Genomic DNA, 21,127 nt, shown 5'->3' with positions numbered 1-21,127 from the left:
TACGATAGTAGTGAATTCTGTATAACACCGAACCTCCCCATCCACCACTCAGAAAAATTTTACAGCCAATCAACGAGTTAGACTAAAAGTCTCACCGCAGGCAGTATTCGCTTGACTTCCGCATTTCTCCCGGCAATTTCTACTGTATAAAAAATCAGTATCTGAATAGGCGAAATTCTAATAGGCTCACCATCCTGGCCGGTTACTACCGGTTTTAAGACCCGATACGGATTGCATCTCAGCCATTTGTGCCAAAAGGCTTTTTTGGCGCAAATATTGTCCGATCCCGAAGACTTTATGGGTTGCCTTCATGGTTGCGATGCAACCCATGGGGTCTGACCTCGGTGTGCGAATTCATTCGCGATGGATAGAGAGGCCGAATTCGAATCCTCCCACAAGGTTACGTGCCACATACACCTGCCTTTCGGAGCCCGCTCTGCTGGCGAAGCGGTGTCTCGCCGAACACCTGGATCGCCAGCAGAGCGGGCTCCTACAAGAGCAAGGCCATCAAGGTCGGCCGAAGAACCGGTAGAACATCCGCAATTCCGCCTGCGCTTCGTCCAGATCGAGTTCGGCGAAGCGTAGCGGCATGTGCGCCGGGCATTGGGCCAGGCGGTCGAGATCGAGGGAATGCACCCAGCCGAGGATCGGGTAGCCGCCCATGGTCTGGCGGTCGGTCATGAGGATGATCGGCTGGCCGTCCGGCGGCACCTGGATGGCGCCCGTGGCGATCCCCAGCGACCACTGCCGTGCCGGGGCATGCAGCGGCTCGCCGAGCAGGCGGGCGCCCATGCGGTCGGACTGCGGGCTGAGCCGCCATTCGCGACGGAAGAAGGCCGTGCGTTCGGCCTCGGCGAATAGCGGCGCATCCCCGCCAAGGATCACCCGCAACACCGGCGGCTCCCGGTAATCCGGCCGGTAAGGCCAGGGCACGCTGGCCACGCCCGGCCGCGTCGAAGGCGAGCAATGCAGCACATCGCCGGCCTGCAACGCGGAACCGTCGCCACGCAGCCCACCCAATCCCTCGCGCACTTGCGTGGCCACGCTGCCCAGCACCGGCTCCGCCCGGAAGCCACTGGCCACCGCCAGGTAGGCCCGTTGACCGCTGCGGGCAAAGCCCAGGTGCAGGCGCTGCCCGGTGCGCACCGGGAAGCGCGTCCAAAGGGCCTGCGGCTGGCCGTCCAATTCGATGGGCAGGTCGGCCCCGCACAGCGCTACCCAGGTATCCACCCGGCTTTCCAGCTCGACGCCGCCCAGGGCGATCTCCAGCAGCGGCGTTCCCCAGGGGTTGCCCAGCAGCCGGTTGGCCCAGGCCGCCGCGTGCCGGTCCAGCGGGCCGCCCGGCGACACGCCGCACTGCTGCCAGCCCACGCGACCGGCATCCTGCAGCAGGCTGAGCGGGCCGGGCTTGATGACCACGAAGCCGCTCACGACACGCCACCCTCACGCCGGTAGGTCGCCTCGTCGATGGCGACGAACCGCACCCGGTCGCCCAGTGCCAGCGGGCACGGCGGGGTGCGGGCGGGGTCGAACAACTTCCACGGACAGCGCCCCAGCAGGTGCCAGCCACCGGGCGAGGCCTGGGGATAGATCGCCGTCTGCCGCTCGGCGATGGCCAGGCTGCCGGCCGGCACGCGCACCCGCGGCGTGGCCCGGCGCGGCAAGGCGAGACGCGCGTCCAGCGTGCCCAGGTAGGCGAAACCCGGCGCGAAGCCGATGGCGCCGACCCGGTACTCGCCCGCGCTGTGCAGGCGGATCACTTCCGCCTCATCGAGTCCGCAGGCGGCGGCGACGGCAGGCAGGTCCTCGCCGGCGTACCAGATAGGGATTTCATGCAGGCAGCCGACCGTCTCCACCACGGGCTCGGCCTGCCAGGCATCGAGCAGTGCTTGCAGCCGCCCGGCCAGTTGGCGGCGGTCGGTGCGGGTCAGGTCGTAATGCACCAGCAGCGTGGTCCAGCCCGGCACCAGATCGGTCAGGCAGGCGCCGCAGTGATGGCGGATACGCTCGGCCAGCGCGGCGATGCGTGCCGGCAGGTGTTCGTCCGGCGCGTCCGCCAGCACCAGCAACAGGGCCTCGGCGCCGGCCGGTTCGATACGCGGGCGCATGTCAGAGGGTGTCGAGCTGGGCGCGCAGGCGGCGCAGCACGGCGAGGGATTCGGGGTTGTCGCCGTGCACGCAGAGGCTGTCGGCGTTTAGCCGCAGCGGTTTGCCGTCCTGGTCCGGAAACGCCTCGCCACGGGCGATGGCCAACGCCTGGGCGAGAATCCGCTCGGGGTCGTGGTGCACCGCCCCGGCCAAGCGCCGTGGCGCCAACTGCCCATCGGACTGGTAGGCGCGGTCGGCGAAGGCTTCGAACATCAGCGGCACATCGGCTTCGTCGGCCAGGCGCAGCTCGCGGCTGTTGTCGGCCAGGGCCAGCACCATCAGCGGCAGGCCCTTGCGGTAGTGGGCGCAGGCGTCGAGCACGGCGCTGAGCAGCGCATCGTCGCGCACCAGGTCGTTGTACAGCGCGCCGTGCGGCTTGACGTAGGCGACCCGCGTCCCGGCGGCGCGGCAGAAGGCATCCAGCGCGCCGATCTGATACAGCACCATGGCCCGCACCTCTTCCGGCGAGCAGGCCAGGTGCCGACGACCGAAGCCGACCAGATCCGGGTAGGCCGGGTGGGCGCCGATGGCCACGTCGTGCTGCACCGCCAGATCGACGGTGCGCTGCATGGTCAGCGGGTCGGAGGCGTGGAAGCCGCAGGCCAGGTTGGCCTGGTCCACCAGCGGCATGGCGTGGCTGTCATCGCCCATCTTCCAGGCACCGAAACTCTCGCCCATGTCGCAGTTGAGCAGGATGCGGCGCTGCCCTGAATTCATGCCCTTCCCCTTCCACAGCGATGACCAGGCCCCAGGATAGGCCAATGCACCACCCGACGGCAGCCCTGGATCAGGCTTCCCAGGTCGCCTTGCCCAGTTGCAGGCCGTGCAGACCGTGGTACGGCGCGCGCTCCGGCTGCTTCCAGCCCTCCAGCAGGCTGTCGTCGAGGCGGTAGATTTCCACCCCGAGCGGGCGGCACACCTCCAGCGGGTCCTTGGCATCCGGGCCCCACATCGGCAACGACAGATCGCCGCCCGGGCAGGTGGACAGCGCGCAGAGCAGGTCGATCTCGGCGAAGAATTCCAGGTAGTCGCCCGGCTTGGCCGGACAGGCCTTCATGAAATACAGGTCGTCATGGTTGAGCCCGGTGACCTGGAAGATGTTCAGCACATCGTGCACGTCGAACTCGGTCAGGCCGTGGGGCAGCACCGCGCGCACCAGATTGGAGTGGCAGTGGTGGTGGAAGTCCTCGCCGGTGAGCAGCTTGTTGATGTACGGATCGCAGCGGGTGCCGAGCAGATCGTGGACCCGCCCGCCGTGCTCGTCGACGCCATAGTCGGCCAGGCTGTCGTCGGTGATGGTCACCAGCGGACGGAGGAACGGCAGGTTCGACCAGAGCCGGTCGAAGGTGCTGACATGGGCGCCCTGCAACTGGCGGGTACGCGCGGCCCACAGCCGCTCGCGCGGGTCGTTGGCGTTCCACAGGTTGAAATCGCCGACCTGCGGGCCCTTCGGCGCGGTGACGCGGAACAGGTGCCCGGCCGGCACCTTCCAGGCCCGGCCGCTCCGGATCGGCACTTCGAACGACTCGATCAGGGTGCGCGCTTCCTGGCGCTCCCGAATTCGACCGTAGAAAGTCTTGTCCACGGAAAGCGCGGCGCCCTTGGACACCTGGTAGGCGGCGGGATAGTGCTTGGTCATCGACTGCGGCTCCTGCATGGGATCGGCGGATGCGGAAACCTTAGCCGATTGCAGGATACGAGCCAGGTGCCGGCACGTCAGTAGACATCCCGCCGGTAGCGCCCCTCCTCCACCAGCCGCTGCAGCGTGGCATCGCCCAGGCATTCGCGCAGCACCCGGTCGACGCCTTCGGCCATGCCCTTGAGGCTGCCGCAGACATAGAGCGCGGCGCCGTCGTCGAGCCAAGCGCGCAGGGTGTCCGCCGCCTCGCCCAGGCTATCCTGCACATAGCGCTTTTCCGTCTGGTCGCGGGAGAAGACCGGATCGAGCCGCGCCAACCAGCCTTCCGCCCGCCAGCACTCCAACTCCTCACGACAGAAGTAGTCATGGTCGGCATTGCGCTCGCCGAAGATCAGCCAGTTGCGCGCGTGACCTTCGCCGATGCGCGCCCTGAGCAGCCCGCGCAAACCGGCCAGCCCTGTGCCGTTGCCGATCAGGATCAGCGGGCGGTTGTCTTCCGGCGCGTGGAAGCCGCTGTTGCGCCGCACCCGTCCCAACAGGCTGCCGCCGTCGGGCAGGTATTCGGTCAGCCAGCCGGAGCCCACGCCCAGGGCGCCATCGGCACGGCGCTCCTGGCGCACGATCAGTTCCAGCGTGCCGTCGCTGGGCAGCGAGGCGATGGAGTAGTCGCGCGGCGCCAGCGGCACCAGCGCCTCCAGCAGCGCCTGCGGATGAAGGCCGACCAGATGGCTGAAGGTGGATGGCAGTTCGCGTGTGGCCAAGGCCTGGCGCAGTGCTTGCGCGTGCCCGTCCAGCGTCACCTGCGCCTCGCCGTCCAGCCCGAAGCGGGCCAGCCAGTCGCTCACCGGCGCATCCCCGTGACGCGGGAGAATCTGCACGACGTCGCCGGCCCGCCAGTCCAGCGGCGCATCCGCCGTCAGGCCGATCAGGAAAGCCGGCCCACCCTGGCTGCCGGGATTGAGCAGACGCCGCTCGCGCAGGGTCAGGGTGGTCCAGGCCGGTTCGGCGGGCACTGCCATGTCCGTCCCGGTGAACGAGCCCAGTTGGCGATGCCAGTCGGCGATGGCGCCGCCGTCACCGTTATCCACTTCCACCGGGGCGAACAGACTGCGCGCGCCTTGACGGTCGAGCCAGCCGTGCAGGCGCCGGGCGAAGCCGCAGAACTGGCTGTATTGCCGGTCCCCGAGGGCGAGCAGCGCGTAGCTCAGATGGTCCAGGCGCAACGCCCGGTCGAGCAGACGGCGCTCGAAGCCACGGGCGCTGTCCGGCGCTTCGCCATCGCCGAAGGTGCTGACCACGAATAACGCCCGGCGTGCCTGACGCAAGCCCTGCTCGTCCAGCCCGGACAGCGGCCGGACGCTCACCGGATGCCCCGCTGCCTGCAATTGCCCGGCAGTCTGCCAGGCCAGTTGCTCGGCGAAACCGCTCTGGCTGGCGAAGCCGATCAGCCAGCCATCGGCGCCCGAGCCACCGCTCACTCCGCCCTGTGCGGCCCGCACCGCACGCTTCTTGCGCCGGCGGTCGAGGTAGAGCAGCCAGCCGGTGACGAAGAACAGCGGCATCGCCAGGCTCGCCAGGGTCATCAGGATGCGACCGGGCAGGCCGAAGTAGCTGCCCACGTGCAAGGCGTAGTTGCTCGCCAGGAATTGGCCGCCGAAGGATTGCTCGGCATAGCGCTGGTTGCGCGAGACCACGCCGGTGGCCGGGTCCAGTTCGAGTTTGTTCAGCGCCCGGTCGTGGGGGGCGTCGTCGAGCAGGTAGAAGACCGTCGCCGGCTGACCACCCTGGGGCGGCAGGCGCAGGTTGTATGTGTTCAGGCCCGGACCGGCTTCGCGCTGGATGCTGTCCCAGACAGCCGCATAATCCACCCGCACGGGGGTTGCCGCACGCTCCCGGCCAGCGCCCGGCCTCTCGCCACGGCCGCCTTGCTGGGCCGGGGCATCGCCGAGTAGACGGGTCATGCCGGCGCGGTACCAGTCATAGGACCAGAAGAGGCCGGTCAGCGCGGCGCAGAGGTAGAACAGCAGGCACCAGGTACCAGCCACGGCGTGCAGGTCCCAGTTGAAGGCGCGGCCTTTCTTCGCCCAGTCGAAGGCCAGCCAGGCGCGCCAGTTGCCGACCTGCCGGGGCCAGCGCAGGTAGAGGCCGGACAGGCAGAAGAAGACCAGCATCAGGGTACAGGCGGCGGTGATCTGCTTGCCGGTCTCGCCCATGGCGAGGAAGCGGTGCAGTTGCAGCATCAGGCCGAAGAAGTCCTGCCCCACAGGGTCGCCGAGCAGATCGCCGGTGTACGGGTCGAAATAGCGGACCGGGCCGCGGCGCTCGCCCGGTGGCGGCGCGAAGAACACCCGGGCGGCGTTGCCGCTGGAGGTTTCGACCCACAGGCCGCCGACCTTGTCGCCGGTGGCCGACTCGATCTTCGCCACCAGCTCAGCCGGTGGCAGAACGGCGCGGTCGCCCGCCTCGACGCGCAGCACGTCCGGGTTGAGCGCCCGGAGAATTTCGTCCTGGAAGGAATAGAGCGCACCGGTCACGCCCATCAGGGCCAGAACCAGCCCGCCACTGATGCCGAACAGCCAGTGCAGTTGAAACAGGGTTTTCTTGAACAAGGCGGTACACCTGACACGAGACAGCCGCCACGGCCATCGTTGCGACGTAATTCTATTTGAGAAGTCCTTGCATTTGGCGCCTGAGCGCCTTGTTTTACGCTTTATTTACAAGTACTTCCCGTCACCGGCCGAGGCCGGACGCAGCAGGTCGGGGCCAATGCAGGACAGCTCGCGGCAACCGCTCAGCGCCATGGCGACCTCCAGCTCCTCCCGCAGCAGCTTGAGCAGGTGCGCCACACCCAGCGCCCCGGCCGTGGCCAGGGCATGGATGTAGGGACGGCCGATCAGCACGGCGGAAGCCCCCAGGGCCAGGGCCTTGAACACATCGGTGCCGCGCCGGATGCCACCGTCCACCAGCACCGGAACGCCCTCGCCCAGTTCCGCGCGGACTGCCGGCAACGAACGCACCGCCGGCCACTGCGAGTCCAGCACCCGCCCACCATGGTTCGACAGGATGACACCCGCGGCGCCAGCCTCCATGGCTAGGCGCGCATCCTGCGGGTGCAGGATGCCCTTGAGCAGCACCGGTAGGCGGCTGTGGCGGCAGAGCCCGGCCACATCCTCCCAGCGCGGCGCCACCGCCATCAGGCCATCGAACACCGGGCTGCCGCCTTCGGCCACCTCCGGCAGCACCACGGATTTATCGATGTTCACGGCGCGGACGCCGGCAGGCAGTTGGAACCCCGCCCGCTGCTCACGGTTGCGCAGCCCGGCCACCGGCGCGTCCACGGTCAGCACCAGCGCCCGGTAGCCGGCGGCTTCGGCCCGCTCTGCCAGGGCCAGGGTGTCCTGCTCGTTGCCCTGCCAGTAGAGCTGGAACCACAGCGGCCCCTGGGCGGCCTCGGCCACGTCTTCCAAGCGGGTCGAGGCGAAGGAGCTGAGCACCGCCGCACCGCCCATGACGCCAGCGGCCAATGCGCTGGCCCGTTCGCCATCGGCATGGAACAGATGCTGGTAGGCGATCGGCGCCAGCAGGATCGGATGCTGCAATGCGTCGCCCAGCAACTCGCAGCGGGTGTTGCCGCCGCGCAGGTCGCGCAACATGCGCGGCAACAGTGCCCACTCCCGCCATGCCTGCAGGTTGGCCCGGCAGGTGAGTTCGTCCGCCGCGCCGCCTTCCAGGTATGCCAGGGCATTGGCATCCAGGCGCGGCAGGGCGTAACGCTCGTAGTCGCTGGCGGCGACCATGTCCGCGGGAATCTGGGTGAGAGGCGGCTGGCGCGACATGCTCACTCGCTCCACTGGCGCAGCAGGTTGTGGTAGGTGCTGGTCAGCCCGAGGACTTCCTCGCTGTCGCCCAACTGGCCGCGCAGCTTGAGGATGTTCATGTCCAGGTCGAACAGCAGCTTGCGTTGCCAGGCGTCGCGCACCCAGCTCTGCGACCAGAGGAAGGCGGCGATGCGCGCCCCCTCGGTGACCGGCTCGACGCGATGCAGGCTGGTGGCCGGGTAGACGATGGCATCGCCGGCCGCCAGCTTCACCTCGTGCTCGCCGTAGGTGTCCTCGATGATCAGTTCACCGCCTGCGTATTCGTCCGGCTCGCTGAGGAAGACCGTAGTAGAGACATCCGTGCGCACCTGGAGCCCGCTGAAGCGGTCGCGCTGCAAGGCGTTGTCCACATGGTTGCCGTAGCGACCGCCGCCGCTGTAGCAGTTGAACATCGGCGGCAGGATATGGCGCGGCAGCACGGCGGAGACGAACAGCGGGTGCCGGGCCAGGGCATCGGCGACCCGTTGGGACAACCCGGCGAAAGCCGGCGAATCGGCGGGGAATTGCAGGTTGTGCTTGAGGCCCGCCGCCTGCGGGCCGGAGGTCCGTACGCCGTCGACCCAGTCGTGGGCCGCCAGCTCGGTGCGCAGGGCGGCGACTTCGTCCCGGCTCAGTACCTGGGGGATATGCAGCAACATTCGAAATCCTCCTCGCAAGGCAGGGAACCCGCGGGTTCCCTGGCCAGGACAGCGATCAGAAGCTGTATTCGGTGGTGAACATCGCCGAACGGGGGGCGCCCATGACCATGCGCGCACCGCTGTTGTTGAGGGTGGCGATGTATTCCTCGTCGAACAGGTTGTACAGGTTCACGCGCAGGTTGACGTTCTTGTTGAGACGGTAGGCCGCCATCATGTCGGCCACCCAGTAGGACGGGATGCTCGGCATGTTGGTGGTGGAGCGATCGGCCCCCTTGGCGATCAGGCGATCCTGTTCGGAGACATAGCGCGCCCCGCCGCCCAGGGTGAAGTCGCCCAGGGTGTAGGAGGTCCACAACGTCGCGGTCAGGTCGGGCGACCAGCGTACCCCGGTGTTTTCGGTGATCACCCCGGAGGAGGAACGGCTCACCTGGTCGATCTGCTCGGTATCCATGCTGGCGATACCCGCCGAGACCTGCCAGAAGTTGGTGATCTGGCCCACCGCCGCCAGCTCGATCCCCTTGACCCGGATGGTGCCGTCCTGCTGGTAGGTGGCGCTCAGGGTGTCGTAGGACATCTGGTTGCTGTTCTCGGTACGGTAGATCGCCGCCGACAGGTTCAACCGGTCGTCCAGCAGATCCCACTTGGTGCCCAGCTCGACGTGCTTGGTTTCCTGTGGATCGAGATTCGGCTGATTATCGCTGCTCTCGGAGCTGGACAGGGCGAAGTTGGAGCTACCAGGCGGGGTCAGCGAGTTGGCATAAGCCAGGTAGATGCTGCCATTCTCCGCCGGTTTGAACACGATACCGGTATTCCAACTGGTCAGATCACCCGAGTCGCTGAGCTTGTAGGGAGTGAGCAGGTAATCATATGTAATCGACGTGGCCGAAATGGCTGTCAGCGAGGCCCCTTTGGTATCGGTCTTGTAGTGCTCAAAACGCACACCGGCGTTGACCGACCACTGCTCATTCAGGTGCAGGGTATCGAAGACATAGATGGCCGCAGTATCGGTGGTGCCATCACTGTAGACGCCAGTCTTGTATGGCTTGCCCATGGCGTCATGTGGGTTGGGGTCGTATAGGCTGGCCGACGGCAGCAGCACCGCGGCGTAATCGACACCATCGATGATCTGACGAGAAGTAGTGCCCGATTCGTTGCGCTGGCTCTCGCGCATGAACTCGACACCGCTGGCCAGGCTGTTGCGCAGGCCGAAGGTGGTGAACTCGGTGTTCAGGCTGGTCTGGTTGGCGAGGATTTCGTTTTCCTGGTCGATCAACTGGCGCGAACGGTCGACGGTCCAGGTGGACGGATCGGCGCTGGTCGCTTTCAGCGCGGTCGTGCCACCGGCGGGGCCGGTGAGAATGCGGTCGACGTTGCTCTTGCCATAGCGCGAGATGTTGCGCAGGGTCGTCACGTCGTCGAGATCGTGCTCGAACTTGACGGTCAGCATGTCGGCGTCGACCTTCTCGTAGTCGCTCTTGCTGCCGTAGTAGTTCTCGCGGTCCACCTTGCCGCCGGTGTTCAGGCGGGCGGCCTGGGCGGCGCTGGTTTGCGTGCTGTAGAAGCCTTTCATGCCAATGGTCGGGATGCCGCCATCCGGCGTGTTGTCCTGGCGCACGTGCTGCGAATAGACGTACAGGCGGGTGTCGGTCTCCAGGCCGAAGGCGATGGACGGCGCCACGCCGTAGCTGCTGTTTTCCACGTAGTCGCGGCCGTCCACCCCGCCGTCGCGGCGCATCAGGTTCAGGCGCAGGGCCGAGTGGTCGCTCAAAGCCTGGTTGATATCGGCGGTCATGTGGGCGTTGTCGGCGGTGCCGTAGCCGAGGGTGCCGCTGATCGAGTCTTCCAGGGTCGGCAGCTTGGTGATCAGGTTGATATAACCCGACGCGGCACCGCGCCCGATGTCGGAGCCGGCGGCGCCCTTGACCACCTCGACCTGCTCCAGGTTGAACACGTCGCGGCCCACCGCGCCGAGGTCGCGAACGCCGTCGACGAAGGTCGATTGCTGGGTGGAGAAGCCGCGCATCATGAAGGTGTCGCCGGCCGAGGTATTGCCGTTCTCGCCGAGCTGCATGGTGATGCCGGGGGTGTTGCGCAGCGCTTCCATCAGGCTGGTGGCGCCCTGCTCGCGGAGCATCTCCTTCTTGATCACCTGGACGGTCTTGGGCGTATCCAGCAGGGGTTCGGTCAGCTTGTGGTTGGCGCTCTTGTCGGCCTTGTAGGGAACCTCGGCCTTGGACGTCACCACCATCTCGGGCAGGTTGAGTTCGTCCCCGGTCTTGGCGGTCTGGGCCAGGGTCATGGCCGGGATGGCTGCCGCGACCAGCGCTGCCAGGTGGCTCGTCTTGTGATGCTTGCGACTACGGATTGTCATTGTTGTCCCCATGTGGAAAAGGCCACTTCCCGACATCGCAAACGGCGACGTAACGGGAAGTTACAAAGGCTCAGCGAAGCGGCGCGGATGCTAATCATTACCAATTACAATGGCAATACACTGTCATTTACATTTTCGCGGTCCACCACACGCCGCTCCACCTCTGCCGCAGCCCGCGCCAACTGGGGGTTTGCGCGCAAGCCGCCAGCTAGACGCTTCGGCTCGTCCGCCCACTGCGGAAGCCCTCTCCAAGCCCTGCGGCAAAAAGCCGCCATGCCTTTTGTCAGCTTTTTGTAGGGGTACTCACACAGTCGCCATGCCATCGCCTCGGTGACGGCCGGCCCATAAACGCAAAAACCCGCCGGATGGCGGGTTTTTGTCGTGAGGCGACGGTTACAGGTAAAACGCTTTCAGCGGCGGAAAGCCATTGAACTCAATCGCGCTGTAGCTGGTGGTATAGGCACCGGTGGAGAGCCAGTAGAGGCGGTCGCCGATGGCCAGGTTGAGTGGCAGGCCGTACTTATAGTGCTCGTACATGATGTCGGCGCTGTCGCAGGTCGGGCCGGCAATCACCACTTCCTCCATCTCGCCCTTCTTCTCGGTCCAGATGGGGAACTTGATGGCTTCGTCCATGGTTTCGATCAGGCCGGAGAACTTGCCCACGTCGGTGAACACCCAGCGCTCCACGGCGGTACGCGACTTGCGCGAGACCAGCACCACTTCGCTGACCAGGATGCCGGCGTTAGCGATCAGCGAGCGGCCCGGCTCGAGGATGATCTCCGGCAGGTCGTCGCCGAAGTCTTCCTTGAGGAAGCGGATGATTTCTTCCGCGTAGGTTTCCAGGCTGTTGGTCTTGGTGATGTAGTTGGCCGGGAAGCCGCCGCCCATGTTGATCATCTTGAGGACGATGCCGTCCTCTTCCTTCAGGCGCTCGAAGATCACCTTGACCTTGGCGATGGCCGCATCCCAGACACCGATGTCGCGCTGCTGCGAACCGACGTGGAAGGAGATGCCGTAGGGCACCAGGCCCAGCTGGCGGGCGAGGATCAGCAGGTCCATGGCCATGTCGGTCTGGCAGCCGAACTTGCGCGACAGCGGCCAGTCGGCGGTGGTGGAACCCTCGGTGAGCAGACGGACATAGACCTTCGAGCCCGGCGCGGCCTTGGCGATGTTGCGCAGGTCGGCCTCGGAGTCGGTGGCGAACAGGCGCACGCCCTTCTCGTAGAAGTAGCGGATGTCCTTGGACTTCTTGATGGTGTTGCCGTAGCTGATGCGGTCGGCGCTCACGCCCTGCTTGAGCACCTTGTCCAGCTCATAGATGGAAGCGATGTCGTAGTTGGAGCCCTTGTCCCGCAGCAGGTCGATGATTTCCACCGCCGGGTTGGCCTTGACCGCGTAGTAGATCTTGGCGAAGGGGAAGCAGGTCACCAACTGATCGTAGGCGTTGGCGATGGTCTGCTTGTCGATGACCACGAAGGGGGTTTCGTGCTGGTCGGCGAAGGCCTTCATACGCTGGAAGGTTTCGCGCGGGAAATAGTCTTCGACCTGGATAGGCATGCTTTGGGGCTCCATGGGCAAAACAAACGAAAGGTTAGAAGGGGTGGCTACTGTCGGAACTGCAAAAGCCTGAACGCCTAATCCGTTTCCCCACTTTGGTTCGCCTACTTCCCAAGGCATGTCGCCGAGCATCACCGGTCCCGGCGAACCCTCCGAGCGATGCTCGTCGGCGGGTTCGAAACCGGCAACCTCTCGTCGTCAGTACTTGAGCCGGATGGATCGTTTCCAGCATGGACGTTCGGGCGCGAACTTTAGGACCATGAGGCGACGATATCAATCAAAAATTACCGTCTGGCCACGCACGTCCGTCGCCTGACGGGCCGCCGTTTCCGATCTTCAACGAACCGTGGGGAATGCTGCACGAAACGACGCCCGCCACAGAGGGCCGCAGCCGCTCCGGCCTGCCCGTCCGGACCGGGCCGCTCCCATTCCGTCCCTCTCTTTCTGACAGACCCGGCTGGCGGCTCGATGTTCCCCCTTCGGCCAGGCAACGGACCGGGCGCCTGCCTGCTCGACGCGGTTTGCCGGTATAATCGCGCCCTTTCTCGGGGCCGGGCCCCGTCGCTCCGTATCGCAGCAGGCATCCACCATGACCACTCAGGCCGCCGAAGTCGCCAAGCGCCGCACGTTCGCCATCATTTCCCACCCCGACGCGGGTAAGACCACCATCACCGAGAAGCTCCTGCTGATGGGCAAGGCCATTGCCGTCGCCGGCACGGTGAAATCGCGGAAATCCGACCGCCACGCCACCTCCGACTGGATGGAGATGGAAAAGCAGCGCGGCATCTCCATCACCACCTCGGTGATGCAGTTCCCCTACCGCGAGCACATGGTCAACCTGCTCGACACCCCCGGCCACGAGGACTTCTCGGAAGACACCTACCGCACCCTGACCGCGGTGGACAGCGCGCTGATGGTCCTCGACGGCGGCAAGGGCGTCGAGCCGCGCACCATCGCCCTGATGGATGTCTGCCGGCTGCGCGACACGCCGATCGTCAGCTTCATCAACAAGCTCGACCGCGACATCCGCGATCCCATCGAATTGCTCGACGAGATCGAGGCGGTGCTGAAGATCAAGGCCGCGCCCATCACCTGGCCGATCGGCTGCTACAAGGATTTCAAGGGCGTCTATCACCTGGCCGAAGACAAGATCATCGTCTACGTGCCGGGCCACGGCCACGAGCGCATCGAAGTGCCGGTGATCCAGGGCCTGGACTCGGCCGAAGCGCGCGCCCACCTGGGCGATATGTACGACGCGTTCGTCGAGCAACTCGAGCTGGTCCAGGGCGCCTGCCACGAATTCGACCAGGACGCCTTCCTCAAGGGCGAGATGACCCCGGTGTTCTTCGGCACCGCGCTGGGCAACTTCGGCGTCGACCAGGTGCTCGACTGCATCGTCGACTGGGCCCCGCAGCCGCTCTCCCGCGCCGCCCACGAGCGGGTGGTGGAGCCGGTCGAGGAGAAATTCTCCGGCTTCGTGTTCAAGATCCAGGCGAACATGGACCCGAAGCACCGCGACCGCATCGCCTTCATGCGCATCTGCTCCGGCAAGTACGAGAAAGGCATGAAGATGCGCCATGTGCGGATCAAGAAAGACCTGAAGATCGCCGATGCCCTGACCTTCTTCTCCTCCGAACGGGAGATGCTGGAAGAGGCCTATGCCGGCGACATCATCGGCCTGCACAACCACGGCACCATCCAGATCGGTGACACCTTCACCGAGGGCGAGAGCCTGGGTTTCACCGGCATTCCGCACTTCGCCCCGGAACTGTTCCGCCGCGTGCGCCTGAAGGACCCGCTGAAATCCAAGCAACTGCGCCAGGGCCTGCAGGAACTGGCCGAGGAAGGCGCCACCCAGGTGTTCTTCCCCGAGCGCAGCAACGACATCATCCTCGGCGCGGTGGGCGTGCTGCAGTTCGATGTGGTCGCTAGCCGCCTGAAAGAGGAATACAAGGTCGAGTGCGCCTACGAGGCGATCAACGTCTGGTCGGCCCGCTGGATCGAATGCGACGACAAGAAGAAGCTGGAAGACTTCAAGACCAAGGCCTTCGAGAACATCGCCATCGACGGCGGCGGCCACCTCACCTACCTGGCCCCGACCCGCGTCAACCTCAGCCTCATGGAAGAGCGCTGGCCCGACGTGAAATTCCGCGCGACGCGGGAACACCACTGACCGCCTGAACCCACCCGCCCCTTCGCGCCGAAGGGGCGGCTTGTTCTCTTCACATGGAATGTGAACATGCCCCGCGCCACCCGCGACCAACGCGACTTCGCCCAGCACCTGCGACACGACCAGACCGACTGCGAACGCCGGCTCTGGCACCACCTGCGCAACCGCCAGCTCGGTGGCTTCAAGTTCCGCCGCCAATATCCCTGCCCACCTTACGTGCTGGACTTCTACTGCGCCGACTGCCGCCTGGCGGTCGAACTGGACGGCGGGCAGCACTATGACGATGAGGGACGGGCGAAGGACCGGGTGCGCTCGGAGTTTCTGGCGAGCCGAGGCATTCGAGTGATTCGGTTCGGCAATCATGACGTGCTGGGGAATTTTGAAACGGTGCTGGAGGTGATTTTCGAGGCTTGCCGAGAGTTCGCACACAGCTCCGCTCCAAGTGCCTCCAATCCCAGAACGTAGCTCTGTCGCTTCGATAATGGCCCTCGAGGTTGCCCGACACGCCGCCCCCTCACCCTAACCCTCTCCCCAAAGGGGAGAGGGGATGGTCTGTGCGGGCTCTTCAATGTGGCGGTAAAACGAAACTTCCGATTCGCCGTTCTCTGCCGCTTCGGCGATGCACGAATGGACTTGCCCCTATCAAACCCGACACTCCGCCCCCTCACCCTAGCCCTCTCCCCAGCGGGGGGAGGGGATAGTCTGTGCAAGCACTTTGCTCCGGCGTGCGGCCTTAGAAAGCAGAAGGTTAAATTTCAACACGCATCATCGGCGATGCACGAACAACCCCCTCGCCCCTCTGGGGAGAGGGCTGGGGTGAGGGGGCGGACTAGACCACCCGCACGTAGCCCGACCTTCTCCCCAGAATGCAGCTCCGCTTCGATAGCGACCTCAAGGCTGACCGACACTCCGCCCTCCACCCTCACCGCAAATCCACCCCCACCACCACCGGGTCATGATCCGACGCCCGGTACGGCTCGGCGCTGTACAGCAGTGCCTGTTGCCGCGCGCTCTTGAACTCGAGGTTGTAGTCCAGCACCCGCGGCTCGTCGGCGTTGATGTGCCACTCAGCGGCACCGCGTACTTGGCGTGCCAGGGAGGGACTGGCGAGGGCGTGGTCGAGGTAGCCGGACTGGCCGGAGAACACGTAGGAATACCCCTTGCCCTTGGCGAAACGGGCGATCAGGTCGGTGTAGCCAGCCGAGCGGATCAAGGTGATCGGGTCTTCCTTGGCATAGGAATTCAGGTCGCCGACGATCAGCACGTCCGGGTCCTTCGAGCGGGTCGGGTCGCTGGCCAGCCAGTCCACCAGGGCCTGGGCGGCGCGGACGCGGGTGAGGTTGCAGTTGCCCTGGCCGTCGCCGGTGTCCGGGTCGCCCACGTCGTCGCAACTGGAGCCCTTGGACTTGAGGTGGTTGACCACCACCGTCAGCCGTTCGCCGCTGTGCCGTTCGCGGAAGGTCTGGGCCAGCGCCGGGCGGTTCTTGCCGTCGTCGAAGCGCGGGTCCACCGTGCTGTCCAGCACCGCCGCGGCCTTGTGCGGACGCACGCGGTCCTCGCGGTAGATCAGCCCCATGGCGATCTCATCGCTACCTAGCCGCTCCCGGCCCGGCTCGATGAAGGCATAGCGTTGCCCCCGCGGCGAGGCGGCGTTGAGGCCGATCACCAGATCGGCGATGGCGCTGCGTTCGCCGTAGCCGTCATTCTCGATCTCCATCAGGCCGACGATATGGGCCTGGGCACCGAGGATGGCGGCGATGGTCTTGTCGCGCTGGCGCTGGAACTCTTCCGCGTTGCTGGCGCCGCGCGAGGTCGGGAAGCCGCCGCCTTGGCCGTCGCCGTTGAAATAGTTGAGCACGTTGAAGCTGGCGATCCGCAGCCGCCCGTCGAGTCGCTCCGGCTGGGCCGAGCGCGGGTTCGCCGCGATGAATTCCGGCTGGCGGACCGGCTGGACGCGGTAGCTGCCCGCCGTGTAGTCCAGCACGCCGTCCACGCCGCTCACCTCATCGCCTACCCGCAGGCTGTCGTAGGCGCTCAGCTCGGGCGACGGATAGCGGATCGGGTCGGGGTTCTGACCGCTACGACCGTCGTCCAGCAGGATGCGATTGAGGTCGTTCTGCGCTTGCAGTGCCCGGGCCGGCGCCCCAGGCAGGACCACGTTGGTGGGCGTCCACAGCCGGCCGCCGGAGGACAGCAGCACCTCGCCATAACGCCCGAGGTTGTAGACCTCGCTCACGGTCAGCCGCTGGTCGAGCCGTACCCGCATGCCTTCGTAACGCTCCAGGGCATCGGCGGAGGCCAACGGCAGGTGGATCGTCGCCGCACTCGGCGGCGGCACATCGCGCGCAACGATGCTCACCTGCAGCGCCCCAGTCAGCTCGGTCAGGCCATTGAATTCGCGGACTTGCCCACGCACCCGCACGCGGTCACCCACGCGTACGTCGACGCCCGTCCCGCCGTCATAGACGAACAGGCCCTCGGAGGTCAGTGGGTCGCCATCGGCATCGCTGTCCTCTTCCTGGATGAAGAAGCCCTTGAGTTCGTCGGCGCCCTGGAAGTCACCGACCACCAGTGCGTCCACGGTGACGACCTGGTTGGCCAGCGGACTGGCGGAGCCGCTGCCCTGGATTTCGTGAATCCGTTTGAAGCCGGCGTCGCCATTGCCGGGGGTTCCCGCGCCGTAGCGACCGAGCTGGCTGAAGGTGTCCTGCGGGTAGCCATCCCACTCGGCGGCCGGGTCGAAGGCATCGGCGGGCTCGAGGTCCCCCGCACTCACCGAGGTCTTGCGCAGCAGAGTACGGTCCTGGGTCTGGGTGTCGCCGCTGCCCCAGGCGCTGCCGGGATCGACGCCGAGCTGGCCGAAGCTGTCCAGCACCTGGCCGGCGGCGTCGCGCAGGACGATGGCGTCGTCGCCGTTGTACCAACTGCCGTCGCTGAGCTGGTCCGCCACGGCCAGCACCGCGGGGTCGGCCTGGCTGTGGGCGAGCACATGGACGTCGCCCGCCGCCAGGCTGCCGCTGAGCGGCAGGCTGCGCCCGACGCTGGTGGCGCCGTTGAAATAGAACTCGACGCGGTAGCCGCTGAGGTCCAGCGTGCTGTCGCCGCTGTTGTAGAACTCCAGAGCCTTGTTGTTGCCGCTGCCTTCGATGTACTCGGAGATCAGCAGCGCGGCCTGGGCGGCCGGCAGAACCACGGCGCCGCCGAGGCCGACCAGCAGGGTGGAAAGACGCAAGGGAGAACGCATTCGGGGACACTCCTGTCGCAAGGGCCGGCCATCAGGCCGGCTGCAATTCCTGGGTAAAGACCGGCTCGCCATCGATGTCACGCAGGGTGACGGTCATCAGGCCGCTCTGGGCTTCGATCTCCACTTCGCCGAAAAATTGGAAACCGGCCAGCGGAGAACTGTTGGCCACCGCCGGTGCCTTTTCGAACACCACCTGCGGGCCGAAGGTGGCATCCAGCGGGTTGGGGCCGAAGCTGCCGGCGTTCAGCGGGCCGGCGACGAATTCCCAGAACGGCTCGAAGTCCTGGAACGCCGCCCGCTCGGGGCTGTAGTGGTGCGCCGCGCAATAATGCACGTCGGCGGTGAGCCAGACCGTGTTGCGCACCCCGCTACGGCGCATGAAGGCCAGCAGCTCGGCGATTTCCAGCTCGCGGCCGAGGGCCTTGCCGTCGTCGCCGTTGGCGATCGCTTCCCAGCGCGCCCGGCCCTGGGCGTCCTTGCCGTCCGGCACGTGCAAGCCGATGGGCATGTCCGCCGCGATCACCTTCCACAGCGCCCGCGAGGCGCGCAGCTCGCGCTTGAGCCATTGCAGTTGGGCACGGCCGAGGAAGGCGGTTTCCGGGCCCTGGCGCGGTTGCAGGTTGTCGCTGTTGGCGGCGCGGTAGCTGCGCATGTCCAGCACGAAGATGTCCAGTTGCGGGCCGTAGCTGAGCTTGCGGTAGATCCGCCCCGACTCGTCGGCGCGCTTGACGCGCATCGGTGCGTATTCGAGGTAGGCCTGACGCGCACGGGCAGCGAGCAGGCCGATGTCCTTGACCTGGTAGCGGTCGTCCAAGACCTTGCCGGGTGACCAGTTGTTGGTCACTTCGTGGTCGTCCCACTGCCAGATTTGCGGCACTTCGGCGTTGAAGCGGCGCAGGTTGTCGTCCATCAGGTTGTAGCGGTAGTTGCCGCGGAATTCGTCGAGAGTCTCGGCCACCTTGCTCTTCGCCTCGGTGACCAGGTTGTTCCATACCTCGCCATCGGCGCTGCGGATCTGCGCCGGAATCGGACCGTCGGCGTAGATACAGTCGCCACTGTGGATGAAGAAGTCCGGCCGGCGCAGGCGCATGGCTTCGTAGATGCGCATGCCGCCGATGTCCGGGTTGATGCCGAAGCCCTGCCCGGCGGTGTCGCCGCCCCAGACGAAGCGGATGTCGCGCGGCCGCGCCGGGGCGCTGCGCAGGTGGCCGAACCAGGGCTCGCTGAGGCTGCCGTCGCGGGCGTCCTCGAAGCGCACCCGGTAGAAGATCGACTGGTCGGCGGGCAACCCACGCAGGTCGATCCGGGCGGTGTAGTCGAGGCGGCCGTCGGTCATTGGCCCGACCACCCGGCGCGGGTGGCGGAAGGCGCTGCGGGTATCCCACTCGACGATCATCCGCGCCGGTCGGTCGCAGCGGCTCCAGATCACCGCGCGGTCGCCCAGCAGGTCGCCGGCCTGTACCCCGTCGGTGAGCTTCGGCCGCGCGTTCGGCGCGGCGATCAGCGCCGGGGCGGCGCCCAGGCCCGGCAGCAGCAGGCCGGCGCCCATTCCTTGCAACAGGCGACGGCGATTCTTGTCCGGATCGGTCATTTCGTGGTCCTCCGCAGGTTGACGAAAGACCGGTTTAAGCCAGGGAGTTGACAGAGGCATGACGAAGCGGCGGCCGTCACCGTCGATCCGCCGACTGGCTCACAGATATGAGCGCATCCATTTCCCGTAGGAGCGGGAGCGGGCTCAGGCCGCTCCGGCCGCCACCGCCAGCCCCTGCGCCTCGCCGCGCTTGATGAAGGCGTAGATCAACCCGGTGACCAGGCTCCCCGCGGCGATGGCCAGCAGGTAGAGCAACGCGTGGTTGATGGCGTTGGGAATCAGCAGGACGAACAGCCCGCCGTGCGGCGCCAGCAGCTTGCAGCCGAACAGCATGGACAGCGCGCCGGTCAGGGCACCGCCGGCGATGCTCGCCGGGATCACCCGCAGCGGGTCCTTGGCGGCGAAGGGAATCGCGCCCTCGGAGATGAAGCACAGCCCCAGCACCAGCGCCGCCTTGCCAGCCTCGCGCTCGCTCTGGGCGAACTTGCGGCGGGCCAGGAAGCAGGCGATACCCATGCCGATCGGCGGCACCATGCCGGCTGCCATCACCGCGGCCATGGGCGCGTAGCTCTGCGACGCCAGCAGGCCCACCGAGAAGGCATAGGCCGCCTTGTTGATGGGGCCGCCGAGGTCCACGCACATCATCCCGCCGAGCAGCACGCCGAGGAGGATGGCGTTGGTGGTGCCCATGCTGTCGAGGAAGCTGGTGAGCCCCGCGAGCATCCCGGCCACCGGGGTGCCGACCACGTAGATCATCACCAGGCCGGTGAACAGGCTGGCCAGCAGCGGGATGATCAGGATCGGCTTGAGCGCCTCGACGCTGGCCGGCAGGCGCAGCCAGCGGTTCACCGCCCAGGCGCTGTAGCCGGCGAGGAAGCCGGCGACGATCCCGCCGATGAAGCCGGCGCCCAAGGTGCTGGCCAGCAGGCCGCCGATCATGCCCGGCGCCAGGCCGGGGCGGTCGGCGATGGAATAGGCGATGTAGCCGGCGAGCACCGGCACCATCAGCTTGAAGGCCGCGTCTCCGCCGATCTGCATCAGCGCTGCCGCCAGGGTGCCCTGTTCCTTGAACGCCTCGATGCCGAAGACGAACGACAGGGCGATCAGCAGGCCGCCCGCCACCACCATCGGCAGCATGAAGGACACCCCGGTGAGGAGGTGCTTGTAGACCCCGGTCTTTTCCTGGCGCGTGGCGGCCGGCTCGGTGCCTTTGGCCGGCGTACTCCCCTCGACACGCCCCTCGGCCAGGGCGCGCTTGAGCGTGGCCTCGGCCTGCTTGAGCGCCACACCGGTGCCGCAACGGAAGATTCGCTTGCCGGCGAAACGCTCGGTGTTCACCTCGATGTCGGCGGCCAGCAGCACGACGTCGGCGGCGGCGATGTCCGCTTCGCTGAGTTTGTTGCGTGCCCCCACCGAACCCTGGGTTTCCACCTGCAGGTCGTAGCCGAGTTTCTGCGCGGCCTGCTGCAGCGCCTCGGCGGCCATGAAGGTATGCGCCACCCCGGTCGGGCAGGCGGTGATAGCCACCAGTTTGGGCGCGCCGGCCGCTGGCGTCGCGGGCGCGGGCTCGGCGACGTAGGACTGGGCTTCGACGGAACCGCGCTGGAGAAAGCCCTCCGGCTCTCGCAGCGCATCGGCCGGCGCGGCCTGGATCAAGCGTTTGCCGGCGAAACGGGAGAGGTCCACGGAACCGCTGCTGACCACCAACACCCAGTCGGCGATGGCGATGGTCTCGGCGGGCAGGCGCGCCTCGGGGTGCTGCGGGTCCTGCACTTCCACGTGGACGGTCCAGCCCAGGCGCTGGGCGGCGGCTTCCAGCAGGCGTGCGCTGATCACGCTGGTGACCATGCCGTTGGGGCAGGCGGTGACGATGGCGAGTTTCATGTCGAAG

General features: G+C 66.5%; 14 protein-coding genes. 2 read left to right on the top strand and 12 right to left on the bottom strand.

Annotation, left to right across the window (positions count from 1 at the left end; genetic code table 11):
- Nucleotides 1–507: 507 nt before the first annotated feature.
- The 9 genes from PIN01S_RS24080 to PIN01S_RS24040 form a co-directional block, all read right to left on the bottom strand.
- On the bottom strand, nucleotides 508–1,431 hold the full coding sequence (locus PIN01S_RS24080; RefSeq protein ID WP_084339452.1) for a 5-oxoprolinase subunit C family protein: 924 nt from the start codon (nucleotides 1,429–1,431) through the stop codon (nucleotides 508–510).
- Nucleotides 1,428–2,108: a 5-oxoprolinase subunit PxpB gene (gene pxpB, locus PIN01S_RS24075; protein WP_084339451.1), complete on the bottom strand. Its 681-nt coding sequence runs from the start codon at nucleotides 2,106–2,108 to the stop codon at nucleotides 1,428–1,430. The genes PIN01S_RS24080 and pxpB overlap by 4 nt, the downstream gene beginning before the upstream one ends.
- 1 nt (nucleotide 2,109) lies before the next feature.
- Nucleotides 2,110–2,865 carry a 5-oxoprolinase subunit PxpA gene (locus PIN01S_RS24070; RefSeq protein ID WP_084339450.1) on the bottom strand — a complete coding sequence of 252 codons (756 nt, stop codon included), beginning with the start codon at nucleotides 2,863–2,865 and terminating at the stop codon, nucleotides 2,110–2,112.
- Between the two features lie 70 nt (nucleotides 2,866–2,935).
- Complete coding sequence (locus PIN01S_RS24065; RefSeq protein WP_084339449.1) at nucleotides 2,936–3,787, bottom strand: urea carboxylase-associated family protein; 852 nt, start codon at nucleotides 3,785–3,787, stop codon at nucleotides 2,936–2,938.
- A 77-nt stretch (nucleotides 3,788–3,864) separates the two neighbouring features.
- Complete coding sequence (locus tag PIN01S_RS24060; RefSeq protein ID WP_084339448.1) at nucleotides 3,865–6,396, bottom strand: PepSY domain-containing protein; 2,532 nt, start codon at nucleotides 6,394–6,396, stop codon at nucleotides 3,865–3,867.
- A gap of 105 nt (nucleotides 6,397–6,501) precedes the next feature.
- Nucleotides 6,502–7,623 (bottom strand): alpha-hydroxy acid oxidase, encoded by a 1,122-nt coding sequence (locus PIN01S_RS24055; protein ID WP_084339447.1) that lies wholly within the window; start codon nucleotides 7,621–7,623, stop codon nucleotides 6,502–6,504.
- 2 nt (nucleotides 7,624–7,625) lie between these two features.
- Complete coding sequence (locus PIN01S_RS24050) at nucleotides 7,626–8,303, bottom strand: Fe2+-dependent dioxygenase (RefSeq protein WP_084339446.1); 678 nt, start codon at nucleotides 8,301–8,303, stop codon at nucleotides 7,626–7,628.
- Nucleotides 8,304–8,358: 55 nt separating this feature from the next.
- Nucleotides 8,359–10,674, bottom strand: a complete 2,316-nt coding sequence (locus tag PIN01S_RS24045; protein ID WP_084339445.1) for a catecholate siderophore receptor Fiu — start codon at nucleotides 10,672–10,674, stop codon at nucleotides 8,359–8,361.
- 393 nt (nucleotides 10,675–11,067) lie between these two features.
- A complete protein-coding gene (locus tag PIN01S_RS24040) occupies nucleotides 11,068–12,231 on the bottom strand; it encodes a type III PLP-dependent enzyme (protein ID WP_084339444.1) in 1,164 nt (387 codons plus the stop codon).
- A gap of 589 nt (nucleotides 12,232–12,820) precedes the next feature.
- Here PIN01S_RS24040 and PIN01S_RS24035 point away from each other — a divergent pair.
- Nucleotides 12,821–14,404, top strand: coding sequence for a peptide chain release factor 3 (locus tag PIN01S_RS24035; protein ID WP_084339443.1), 1,584 nt, complete (start codon nucleotides 12,821–12,823; stop codon nucleotides 14,402–14,404).
- Between the two features lie 66 nt (nucleotides 14,405–14,470).
- Complete coding sequence (locus PIN01S_RS24030) at nucleotides 14,471–14,866, top strand: endonuclease domain-containing protein (RefSeq protein ID WP_084339442.1); 396 nt, start codon at nucleotides 14,471–14,473, stop codon at nucleotides 14,864–14,866.
- A gap of 457 nt (nucleotides 14,867–15,323) precedes the next feature.
- Here the strand turns inward: PIN01S_RS24030 and PIN01S_RS24025 are convergent, their stop codons facing one another.
- The 3 genes from PIN01S_RS24025 to PIN01S_RS24015 all read right to left on the bottom strand — a co-directional run bounded on the left by PIN01S_RS24025 (nucleotide 15,324) and on the right by PIN01S_RS24015 (nucleotide 21,120).
- Complete coding sequence (locus PIN01S_RS24025) at nucleotides 15,324–17,645, bottom strand: ExeM/NucH family extracellular endonuclease (protein ID WP_084339441.1); 2,322 nt, start codon at nucleotides 17,643–17,645, stop codon at nucleotides 15,324–15,326.
- A gap of 31 nt (nucleotides 17,646–17,676) precedes the next feature.
- Entirely contained in the window at nucleotides 17,677–19,236 is a 1,560-nt protein-coding gene (locus PIN01S_RS24020) for an alkaline phosphatase D family protein (RefSeq protein ID WP_084339440.1), read from the bottom strand.
- 144 nt (nucleotides 19,237–19,380) lie between these two features.
- Complete coding sequence (locus PIN01S_RS24015) at nucleotides 19,381–21,120, bottom strand: PTS fructose-like transporter subunit IIB (RefSeq protein WP_084339439.1); 1,740 nt, start codon at nucleotides 21,118–21,120, stop codon at nucleotides 19,381–19,383.
- Between the last annotated feature and the right edge of the window lie 7 nt (nucleotides 21,121–21,127).

Origin of the sequence: Pseudomonas indica NBRC 103045 (genome assembly GCF_002091635.1) — a bacterium.
In the GTDB taxonomy this organism is placed as follows: domain Bacteria; phylum Pseudomonadota; class Gammaproteobacteria; order Pseudomonadales; family Pseudomonadaceae; genus Pseudomonas_M; species Pseudomonas_M indica.
The sequence above is the reverse complement of the archived record's forward strand: the minus strand, read 5'-3'. Positions and strand labels throughout refer to the sequence as shown.

What these genes read in the sequence shown, in the direction of transcription:
- pxpB (WP_084339451.1), bottom strand. Translation starts at nt 2,108, where the DNA reads ATGCGCCCGCGTATCGAACCGGCCGGCGCCGAGGCCCTGTTGCTGGTG.
- PIN01S_RS24020 (WP_084339440.1), bottom strand. Translation starts at nt 19,236, where the DNA reads ATGACCGATCCGGACAAGAATCGCCGTCGCCTGTTGCAAGGAATGGGC.
- PIN01S_RS24040 (WP_084339444.1), bottom strand. Translation starts at nt 12,231, where the DNA reads ATGCCTATCCAGGTCGAAGACTATTTCCCGCGCGAAACCTTCCAGCGT.
- PIN01S_RS24015 (WP_084339439.1), bottom strand. Translation starts at nt 21,120, where the DNA reads ATGAAACTCGCCATCGTCACCGCCTGCCCCAACGGCATGGTCACCAGC.
- PIN01S_RS24035 (WP_084339443.1), top strand. Translation starts at nt 12,821, where the DNA reads ATGACCACTCAGGCCGCCGAAGTCGCCAAGCGCCGCACGTTCGCCATC.
- PIN01S_RS24050 (WP_084339446.1), bottom strand. Translation starts at nt 8,303, where the DNA reads ATGTTGCTGCATATCCCCCAGGTACTGAGCCGGGACGAAGTCGCCGCC.
- PIN01S_RS24065 (WP_084339449.1), bottom strand. Translation starts at nt 3,787, where the DNA reads ATGACCAAGCACTATCCCGCCGCCTACCAGGTGTCCAAGGGCGCCGCG.
- PIN01S_RS24045 (WP_084339445.1), bottom strand. Translation starts at nt 10,674, where the DNA reads ATGACAATCCGTAGTCGCAAGCATCACAAGACGAGCCACCTGGCAGCG.
- PIN01S_RS24025 (WP_084339441.1), bottom strand. Translation starts at nt 17,645, where the DNA reads ATGCGTTCTCCCTTGCGTCTTTCCACCCTGCTGGTCGGCCTCGGCGGC.
- PIN01S_RS24030 (WP_084339442.1), top strand. Translation starts at nt 14,471, where the DNA reads ATGCCCCGCGCCACCCGCGACCAACGCGACTTCGCCCAGCACCTGCGA.
- PIN01S_RS24070 (WP_084339450.1), bottom strand. Translation starts at nt 2,865, where the DNA reads ATGAATTCAGGGCAGCGCCGCATCCTGCTCAACTGCGACATGGGCGAG.
- PIN01S_RS24055 (WP_084339447.1), bottom strand. Translation starts at nt 7,623, where the DNA reads ATGTCGCGCCAGCCGCCTCTCACCCAGATTCCCGCGGACATGGTCGCC.